Source organism: Rhizobium sp. AAP116 (genome assembly GCF_001295785.1).
Taxonomy (GTDB): domain Bacteria; phylum Pseudomonadota; class Alphaproteobacteria; order Rhizobiales; family Rhizobiaceae; genus Allorhizobium.
Map to the genome: position 1 here is coordinate 1 of NZ_LJIB01000037.1, position 8,787 is coordinate 8,787.

At 65.5% G+C, this 8,787-nt stretch carries 12 protein-coding genes; 1 reads left to right on the forward strand and 11 read right to left on the reverse strand.

Annotated elements, in window-relative coordinates:
• Positions 1 to 207: 207 nt before the first annotated feature.
• Positions 208 to 1,404, forward strand: coding sequence for an MFS transporter (locus IP85_RS19515; RefSeq protein WP_054151339.1), 1,197 nt, complete (start codon positions 208 to 210; stop codon positions 1,402 to 1,404).
• Here IP85_RS19515 and IP85_RS19520 read toward each other — a convergent pair.
• From IP85_RS19520 to IP85_RS19565, 11 genes are all read right to left on the reverse strand, one after another.
• Complete coding sequence (locus tag IP85_RS19520) at positions 1,401 to 1,850, reverse strand: HEPN domain-containing protein (protein WP_054151340.1); 450 nt, start codon at positions 1,848 to 1,850, stop codon at positions 1,401 to 1,403. The two genes, IP85_RS19515 and IP85_RS19520, sit on opposite strands and share 4 nt — an antisense overlap.
• Positions 1,840 to 2,196 carry a nucleotidyltransferase domain-containing protein gene (locus IP85_RS19525; protein WP_054151341.1) on the reverse strand — a complete coding sequence of 119 codons (357 nt, stop codon included), beginning with the start codon at positions 2,194 to 2,196 and terminating at the stop codon, positions 1,840 to 1,842. Before IP85_RS19525 ends, IP85_RS19520 begins: the two co-directional genes overlap by 11 nt.
• 78 nt (positions 2,197 to 2,274) lie before the next feature.
• On the reverse strand, positions 2,275 to 2,799 hold the full coding sequence (locus IP85_RS19530) for a hypothetical protein (RefSeq protein ID WP_054151342.1): 525 nt from the start codon (positions 2,797 to 2,799) through the stop codon (positions 2,275 to 2,277).
• A gap of 160 nt (positions 2,800 to 2,959) precedes the next feature.
• Positions 2,960 to 3,358 carry a DUF3168 domain-containing protein gene (locus tag IP85_RS19535; RefSeq protein ID WP_054151343.1) on the reverse strand — a complete coding sequence of 133 codons (399 nt, stop codon included), beginning with the start codon at positions 3,356 to 3,358 and terminating at the stop codon, positions 2,960 to 2,962.
• A 90-nt stretch (positions 3,359 to 3,448) separates the two neighbouring features.
• Positions 3,449 to 3,619 carry a hypothetical protein gene (locus tag IP85_RS22275; RefSeq protein ID WP_156323007.1) on the reverse strand — a complete coding sequence of 57 codons (171 nt, stop codon included), beginning with the start codon at positions 3,617 to 3,619 and terminating at the stop codon, positions 3,449 to 3,451.
• Between the two features lie 62 nt (positions 3,620 to 3,681).
• The gene (locus IP85_RS19540) at positions 3,682 to 4,017 is read right to left on the reverse strand and encodes a phage head closure protein (protein WP_054151344.1); all 336 of its coding nucleotides are present in this window, start codon (positions 4,015 to 4,017) and stop codon (positions 3,682 to 3,684) included.
• A 2-nt stretch (positions 4,018 to 4,019) separates the two neighbouring features.
• Positions 4,020 to 4,589 (reverse strand): phage head-tail connector protein, encoded by a 570-nt coding sequence (locus tag IP85_RS19545; RefSeq protein WP_054151345.1) that lies wholly within the window; start codon positions 4,587 to 4,589, stop codon positions 4,020 to 4,022.
• 376 nt (positions 4,590 to 4,965) lie between these two features.
• Entirely contained in the window at positions 4,966 to 6,303 is a 1,338-nt protein-coding gene (locus IP85_RS19550; RefSeq protein WP_156323009.1) for a phage major capsid protein, read from the reverse strand.
• A gap of 5 nt (positions 6,304 to 6,308) precedes the next feature.
• Complete coding sequence (locus IP85_RS19555; RefSeq protein WP_054151346.1) at positions 6,309 to 6,884, reverse strand: HK97 family phage prohead protease; 576 nt, start codon at positions 6,882 to 6,884, stop codon at positions 6,309 to 6,311.
• 509 nt (positions 6,885 to 7,393) lie between these two features.
• Positions 7,394 to 7,714 (reverse strand): DUF6107 family protein, encoded by a 321-nt coding sequence (locus IP85_RS19560; RefSeq protein WP_054151347.1) that lies wholly within the window; start codon positions 7,712 to 7,714, stop codon positions 7,394 to 7,396.
• 113 nt (positions 7,715 to 7,827) lie between these two features.
• Positions 7,828 to 8,508 (reverse strand): alpha-ketoglutarate-dependent dioxygenase AlkB, encoded by a 681-nt coding sequence (locus tag IP85_RS19565; protein ID WP_156323010.1) that lies wholly within the window; start codon positions 8,506 to 8,508, stop codon positions 7,828 to 7,830.
• Between the last annotated feature and the right edge of the window lie 279 nt (positions 8,509 to 8,787).

Here is an 8,787-nt window from a genome sequence, read left to right on the forward strand (position 1 = left end):
GGCGGGTGGGGGTGACCACCATCAGAAAGGGCACAGCCGGAAAACTGGATCACCCCACCCCGGACCTGCGGTCCGACCCTCCCCCTCAAGGGGAGGGTGGATCACCCCCAAACACGCACACATCCCAAGATTTCGCCCTATCGCCCGCCCCACAACCGGCCTAGAAGAAACACTCCTGCCGATTGCAAACTCCCCCTCGAGTCTTCCATGAACATGCCCCGCACCCTCCTCGTCGCCGCGCTTGCGGTCTCGCAGATCCTTGGCTGGGGCACGACCTATGAAATGCCGGCCGTCTTCGGCCGGGCCATGGCGTCCGATCTCGGGCTTGCCAACGAGACCGCCTTTGCCGGGCTCACCGTGATGATGCTCGTCATGGCCTTTCTCGGCCCCTGGACCGGCCGGATGATCGCCCGTCATGGCGCTGCCCGCGTGCTCGCCATGGGCTCGGTCCTGATGGCAACAGGCCTTGCCATGCTGGCGCTCTCGACCGGCATCGTCACCTATGCGATCGCCTGGCTGATCCTCGGCGCCGGCGGATCATTTGCCCTGACGGTCCCGGCCTTTGCCGCCGTCGTCGAGCGCGAGGGCCACAATTCCCGCCGCGCCATCGGCATCCTGATGATCTTCACCGGACTTTCTTCAGCTGTCTGCTGGCCGCTTCTGACGCTGGCCGGTGAGGCCTTCGGCTGGCGCGGCGCACTTTTCGCTGCCGCCGCCGCACAGCTCGTGCTGGCGCTGCCGATCCATCTGTCGCTTGGCCGCATCGCGATCACCCGCTCGGCCGAGGACCTCGCCGCAGACGCCCGGGAACCGCTGGAGTTGAGCCGTCGCATGGCGACGCTTGCCTTCCTCATGATTGCGCTCTCGACCTCGCTCGCCAGCCTGATGACCTTTGGTCTCTCGCCGCAGCTCCTGCATATCCTCGAACTCTCCGGCGCGACGCCGGCACTGGCGCTGCAGCTCGGATCGCTGCGCGCCGTCTTCGGCATTGCCGCCCGCGCCTTCGATCTGGTGCTCGGCAAGCGCTCCTCGCCTGTGGCCACCGGGCTTGCCGGCATGGCCATGCTCACGGGCTCCACCCTGCTCTTGATCTTCTCATCCGGCACGCCCTCGAGCCTGCTGATGTTCACCGCGCTCTACGGCTTCGGCTCCGGCGTCACGACACTCGCCCGCGCCACGCTGCCGCTCGCCTTCTTCTCCGCCAGCCGCTTCGCCCGCCAGTCGGCGCGCCTCGCTCTGCCGCAAAACCTCGCCAATGCGACCGCCCCCGTTCTGATGACGGCCGTCATCGACCGCGCCGGCATCGATGCCGGCCTCGTGCTTGCCACCCTCTTCGCCACCACGGGTTTCGCGGCCATCCTGGCGCTGGCGGTGATTGCGAAGCGGGGACAGGTCAAGGTCTAGGCGCGCGGTGGGCTCGACGTCGCTGCTGGCAATCGATCCGAGGCGAGAAGCTCGACGCCAAAATGCCCCGCGAGATCGGTCAGGATTTGCTTCAGCGTTGCGAGTGCCGCTTCCAATTCAACGCGCTCGGCCCGCGCCGGAATTCGACCGGCATCCTTGGGATAGCGATAGGTGGTCGCGAACACCGTCAAGAAAGTCAGTGTTGCAAACCGCGCCTTGAATGGATCCGTGTCGGGCAGAAGCTCCCGCAACACGTCGATACGGTGGCTGTCCCGGCGCTCGGCCCTGATACCTTCCGCCGTCAGAAGGGCCAGGAGCATTTTCTCCGCAGCCTGTTGTGCATGATAGGCGTCATTCCGGTTATCGGCAGCCGCAAGCAAGGTCGCCGCCTCCAGATCCTCACGCGCCAACCGCAGCGCGTTGGCGATATGCAGTTCAGCGGACAAGCAGGATACCGTCGTCTACGATATGGCTGGCCGCAGAATTTGCGACTTCGAGGTCCGCCTGGAATTCCGAAAGGCGCGCAACGGAAACGTCTGCATGCACCCCTGAGCCTTCCTGCAGACGCCAGCCGAACAGCGGCGACATCACCGTCTCCGGCGCGTCATCCGAAACGATTACCTTCAGATCCCAGTCGCTCTGAGCGTTGGCGTCACCGCGCGCACGGCTCCCATAAAGGATCACCTCGATGGGATTGCAGGCCGCGTCGATCCGCGCAAGCAAGGTCTGCAGCTCCGGAAACCTCTCAGGATCCGCCACCCGCCCGCTCAAGCTCTGCGCGATCTCGCCCATGGATCTTCCCATTGAAAAACCACCGCGAAGATACAGTATTCTGCCTTTGCGTTCCACAGCCTTGTTGTCTTGATGTCGTCAGCGCTTCAGCGCGTGACTGTCCGTCCAGGCACTGGTGATACCTCCGCCCGCACTGACGACCGCGCGCATCCACATCGACTCGCCTCGAATCATGAAGCCATTGCCAAAATCACTCGTCTGCTTCGATATCTCGCCGGTAACAGCAGTCTTAAGATCGGTCTCGAACGTTTCAGCCTCCTGCGCGCCGCAGGCAGTCGTACCGCCGAGGGCACCGATGGAGCTCATGACCTCGAAGGTACAGGTCACGGACGCAAATGAACCGTAGTCCTGATAGAATACAGCGAAGGCAAAGCCGTCAGGAGAGGTGGCCGTAAACGAGCCAGATCGAGGTATGGGTCGATCCACCCGGTCTGTGCTTGCGTCCTTGGTCCAGCCTGGTCGCTCCGCCAGTTCTCGAAGGCGCTCGATGTCGGCGGCACCTGTAACGCAAAAATCGATCATTGCCGGCAACGGGCAGGACGATGCCAGACTGACCGAATGCGTGGATGACAAAAGGACCATGGAGAGAAAAGCCCGTTTCATCGAAACTCCTTTCAACGCAAATGTATGGAATCGAACGTCAATCGACAGCAACCAGCCTGCCACCGCACCCCTGAGGACACAACCGTTTGTCCGCAGGCGGTCCAACATAGACACCTGGCATCCCAGCCCCACGTGACGCCCGGCTCCGAGCTTCGCTACCTCACTCCACCACCGCCCGAAACCCCGCCTCGGCCACGAACAACCCCGCCTTCACCTCGCGCCGGCTTGTCGTCCGGCGGTGCCGAAAGTTGACGAGCCGAAACTCGCCCAGCATCTCCGGCAAGCTGTCGGCCAGCCGCCTCACCTCCGCCACCAGCCCTTCGGCCTCACGTCGCGAGACCGCACTCCAGGCCTCGAGCGTCAGCAGGATCTCCGCCCCTTCCGCCTCGCCGGTTGAAAAGTCGCGAGCCTCGACCGCGCCGACGACAAGCGCCGGAAAGCGTTGCGGCCGGATCGTCCGGTCGGACAGTCCCTGGGGTCCGAGCGCGGTCGTCAGCGCCGTGTCCGCCTTGACCGCCTCTTGAAGCGCTGCAAGCAAGGCATTGACCGTATTCGTCATATTCCATTCTCCCCAAGCTGTGCCGCGCAACACCTACCGGCGCCTTTGTGCCCCTCGCGCACAGCCGGTGTCCGCGAAGCTCCCGTGTGCCTAGCGGCCCGTCTGCGCCTCACCCGACACCCGGTTATAGCGTCCGTCAGCGCCCAGTCCTTCGGCCGCCGACCCATCCGGCTCCATCGAGCCCCCGTCTTTCGATGTCCGATCGCTGCGCTTCGCCACACGGACTGCCAGCGCCCGCCGCAAGATCTCGGCGAGCTGCATGCCCGTCTCCTCCAGCGCCACGCCCCGCCGCCCGGATCCGCGCCCTTGTCCGGCGCCGCGGCTCATCCCGTCACCTCGCGGCACAGCGCCACCTGAAACCTACCGGTCTCGTCGGGGTCGCGCACGGCCAGGATCTCGAACACCCGCGCGCCTTTGCGAAAGCGCTGCCCGGCCACAAGATCACCACGGGCCCGAACCGTCACATGATGCGTGACGGTCGCCACAAGCCCCGGCCCCTTTTCCTCTTCGGCAAAGCTGCGCGGCTCGATCAGTGCCCAGACGCGGGCCAGTTCAACGAACCCCGTCACCGCCCCGCCCTGATCATCGTCGACCGCATCAGGCCGCTCCAGCACCAGCCGCGCCGTCAGCCGTCCGGCATCGATATCCAGCATGACCATGGTCAGAGCCCTCGCCAGCAGAAGGGTGCAATCAGCCGGCCATAACCCGGCGGCACCATAGCCGGCTGCGCCTCGACCGCGACCACACCGCGGCAGGCATACATCGCCGCGACATGCGTGAGCATCGCCCGCTTCAGCGTCTCCGGCACATCCTGGCCGCTCTCGCCGAAGCCGGCTGACAATTCCACCTCGATCCCGTTCATTGCCCGCCCCGGCTGCGGCACATCCCGCAGCCAGAGCCGCGCTGGACGCGCCTGACCGTCGAGCAAGTGGCCATCGAGATCCACAGCCTGCGGCTCACCCTCGCCATCATAGACTGTCACCGCGGTCACCACCCGGACCGGCCCGCGAGGAATGGTCACAATCCCGTCCGCCGGCCAGTCGTCGAGGCAGAGCCGGAAATTCCTTTCCGCCAGCACCAGCCCCGTCTCCCGCTCCAGATGCTCGCGGGCGACGATGGCAAGCGCTGAAAGCAGCGCATCCTCCTCCTCCGTATCGAGCCTCAGATGCGCCCTGATCTCGACAAGCGTCAGCGGCTCCACAGCGGGTGGAGTGAGTTCGATGATGGTCATGGGAGGTTCCTTGAAAACGAATTGCAGGTAGCCCCTCACCCTGAGGCGCCGGGCCACGCCCGGCCTCGAAGGGCGAGGCCACCCTGAAGAGTTGAGAGATGGATGCTTCGAGGGGCGCTCCGCGCCCACCTCAGCATGAGGGCGGTGGCGGGCCTCCCTCTCTTCTCCCCAGCGGGGAGAAGGTGGCGCGCAGCGCTCAGGTGCAACTTTTTGCACCGGGGATGAGGGGGAGCGAAGCTCAGGCTTATTATTCGACGCTTCGCCGAACCGCCCCCTCACCTCGCCTCCGCTGCGCTCGGCGTTCCTCTCCCCGAGGGGAGAGGCGGTCACGCGGCCGCAAAACCACCTCGCCCTCAAGCGGAGGGGCACGCCACCCTCACGCCCCGAACTTCACCAGCTTGATCGCCTCGAAGTCCTGCACGCCGCCGCCGACGCGCTTGGTGGTGTAAAACAGCACGTAAGGTTTCGCCGAATAAGGATCGCGCAGCACCCGCACACCGACGCGATCCACCACGAGATAACCCGCGCGGAAATCACCGAAGGCGATTGCCGTCGCATTGGCCGCAATCTCCGGCATGTCCTCGGATTCGGCGACCGGGAAGCCCATCAGCGAAGCGGGATCACCCGCCCGCGCCGGTGGCGCCCAGAGATAGTTGCCGTCGGCATCCTTCAGCTTGCGCACCGCGCCCTGGCTGCGACGGCTCATGACGAAGGTGCCGTTCTGCCGGTGTCCCGCCTTCAGCGCATAGACCACGTTGATCAGCACATCGGATGCACCGCTTGCCGCGAAAGCCCCCGCCGCCCCCGTGGCAACGGTGCCGATCTTGCCCCATTCCCAGGCGCCGTCATCCACCTGGTCATAGGCCAGGAACCCCTTCGGCTTCAGCACGCCGTCACCCGACACGAAGGCCTCGCCTTCCTGTTCGGCAAAGGCGATGTCGACTTCCGCCGCAATCCAGTCCTCGATATCGACAGCCGCATCGTCGAGCAGGCCTTGGGTCGCCGCCGGCATGGCATAGAGCTCCATGGTCGGGAAGGCGAGTTCGGCCAGTTCCGGCGTGCCGGTCTGCGTGCGCGCCGCCGTCTCGGCCACCCAGCCGCTCGCAAAGCCGCTTGCCGCAAACGGCTTCTTCAGCACCGCGCCCGAGACCTGGCGCACGGTTGCCAGCGACCGGATCGGCGAGATGACCCTCAGCCTGCGGCCGATCTCCTCGTCCACCTGCTGAGGCACCAGATAACCGCCATCGCCGGAAACACCTGCCGACAGCGCCTTCTGGTCGAGATCGCGCAGCGCCTGGTCGTCGCCGCGCCGCACATAGGCCTCGAAGGCCGCCTTGTGTTCGGCAAGCCCCGCCTCGTCGCGGCCGACACGTTCCAGCGCCGGGCGGCGCTTTTTCAGCACGAGTTCGTCCAAAAGCCGGCTCTGCTCGTCGATCGCCTTGTTGATCCGCTCGACCTTGTCGCGGGTCACGACATCGCTCGAAAGCTTCTCCTCGATCTCGCCCAGCCGCTCGTCATTCGCCTCCTTGAAGGCCTCGAAGGCATTCATGAATTCGGCAAAGGCCGACGTCACCGTATCGGGCGCCGCCTTCACCTCCGGTGCCAACCTGGCGAGCGCCCCCTTGGCCCGCTTGCCGCCTCGCCCGCCTGCAGCGGAGGCTGCAAGCCCCGCTTCAACCATCCTGCCTTCACCCGTCATCATCGCGTCTTCCATGTCGCTCATCCTTTCGTGAAGTGATTGTTCGCCATCGACCGAGCCGCCCGGCGCATCAGCCGAACGAGCTCGGTTTCCCTGTCGCGGTAGAACCGCCTGTGCTTGACATTGGACACTCTCGCCGTCGGCAGCATGGGAAAGGTCACCACCGAGATCTCCCAGAGATCGGCCTCGAGAATCCGCCGCACGCCCGTCTTGCGGTCCGCCCTCGTCTTGACCGCCCGAAACCCAATCGAGAGGCCGTCCAGCGCGCCGGCCTTCATCAGCGCATGCACCTCGCGGGCGCGGCCGACATCGGTCGCGAGCCTGCCCTCGACATAAAGCCCACGCTCGTCCTCGCGGATGACAGCCCAGCGGCCGATCACCTCGGCCGGATCATGCTGAAAGAGCATGCGCACGCCGCCCGCCCCGCGCTTCGTCAGCGACGCGGCAAAGGCCCCGGGCTCGATCGCGTCGCGGCCAAGATCGACCTCGCCAAACAGGCTCGCATAACCCGAAAACCGCCCGTCGCCCGCCACGCCCTTCAGCGTCAGCCCGGCATAACAAAACCGCGGCGCACCCGCCGTTTCCAAAGCCTGCATGGCTTGTCTCCTCGTGATGTTGATTTGGTTTGGTCTCCTTGCGACGCGCAAAGGCGGTGCCCACCTGCCTCCCCCTTGAGGGGGGAGGTCGCCGCAATGCGGCGGGTGGGGGTGACGTGCGGACGCAGAACGGTTGGCACGGCAGCGGCGGGTCCCTCCCTCTTCTCCCCAGCGGGGAGAAGGTGCCCGAAGGTCTCAGGTGCAACTTGTTGCACCGGGGATGAGGGGGAGCGAAGCTTACGTTGAACCTTCGACGCCTCGCCGATCCGCCCCCTCACCTCGCCTCCGCTGCGCTCGGCGATCCTCTCCCCAAGGGGAGAGGCGGTCACACAACCGCTCCCGGCTCCCCGTCAAGGGGAGGGTAGAGACCGGCGTCCCCCATCGCCCTCACCCTGAAGTGCCCGCGCACCGCGCGGGCCTCGAAGGGTCAGGGCCACCGATAAGAACGAAGCGCGATCCTTCGAGGCCCCTGCCTGCGCAGGGGCTCCTCAGGATGAGGGGTCACTGCGTCACCCACCCACCCTGTCCCCCGCCCGGCCCGTCAGCCGCACGAGAACACCGAGCCCCCACCAGGCGGTAAACGACGCCAATGTCGCCCCCGCCAGCATGATCTCCGCCGTCGAGAGCCGCCCCTCAAGCCCCAGCTGTCCGGCGCCCCAGAGACCCGTCGGCCCGCCAAAGATCAGCCCGCAGGCAACCCCGGTCAGAAAACGCACGGCCGCCTCGCGGCGATGTTTGGGGAGGAGATAGACCAGCGAGATCGCGGAGCCCGCGACAGCACCGATCAGACGCGCGGAGGTCACCCCGCCATCATGGCCGAAGTCAGTCATTTGTTCATCTTTCGCAGTTAGCTTTTAGGAGAGCGCCGGCCGGAACGATCCCGCCCTCAAGGCTGCGGCCGGCGCCCCTTTTCCCCTTCAGCCCGAGCCGAGCGCTTCACCCGTCAGGTGAAGTGGCAGCGAATTGCCGAGTCAGTGGAGTCGCTTGACGGCGAAAGTTCACAATCTGATTCCGCCGGTTGAATTGATAGATGAAGCCGTGGCTGGCCCTGCCTGCCACGAACTGCGGTCAAAACCGCATCGTCCGAAACGTCAGCGACACCAGCCGCACGCGCATCAATCACGTCCGACCGCCGCGCCGGGATCGCATGCGTCCAGTCGCGCCGCGCTGGTCCCGCGAGCACCAGCAGCGAACGCGGCTGCAAGATGACTGCGCGCGTCTCGCCGCTTGCAAGGCATCCAAACCGCATCTCGCAGCCCGACAGCAGACTGAGCGAGGCTATCACCTCGCCGAAACAGGGCTCGCAATCGACATGCGCGCTGATCCCCTGCCCGGGCAGATATTCATTGGCAATCACCTGGTCCGGCACGTCTGAGAAAAACCCGTCCGCCACCAGCCGCTCCGCCAGCCCCTTGAGCATGTCCGGCAGCGGCCCGATCCGGCTCTCCGCCGTGGCGCTCCTCGCCCGGTAGTCATAGCGATAGCCGAAATGCCGCACCCGCCGCTTCAGCTCACCGCTCCACGCACCGGCGTCGAGGAAGGCAACAAGCGCTACTTCCTGCTGAGGGGTGATCCAGTCGGGGACGAGGCTGGCACCGGGTGGGAGGTGGGGCTGGGTTTCCATAGGCGATGTCCGTATCGGTAGAGCAAGCATCCTAGTGCGGACATCTGTAACTGGCATCCGTGTGATGCTGGGGGATATTGCCAGCGGAACTGATCCCCTCACTTGCGAAATCTGAAGTTTAGGCGGCTTGCGCTCGCCTAAGCCTTCGATTTCGCTTTCTCCCCCACAGAGGGGGGAGAGGGAGCCGAGGCCAGCAGCATCGACACCTCTCCCCTTTGTGGGAGAGGTTACAAAATCGAGGGCTTAGCCCGATCAGGGCTAAACCTCAGATTTTGTTGG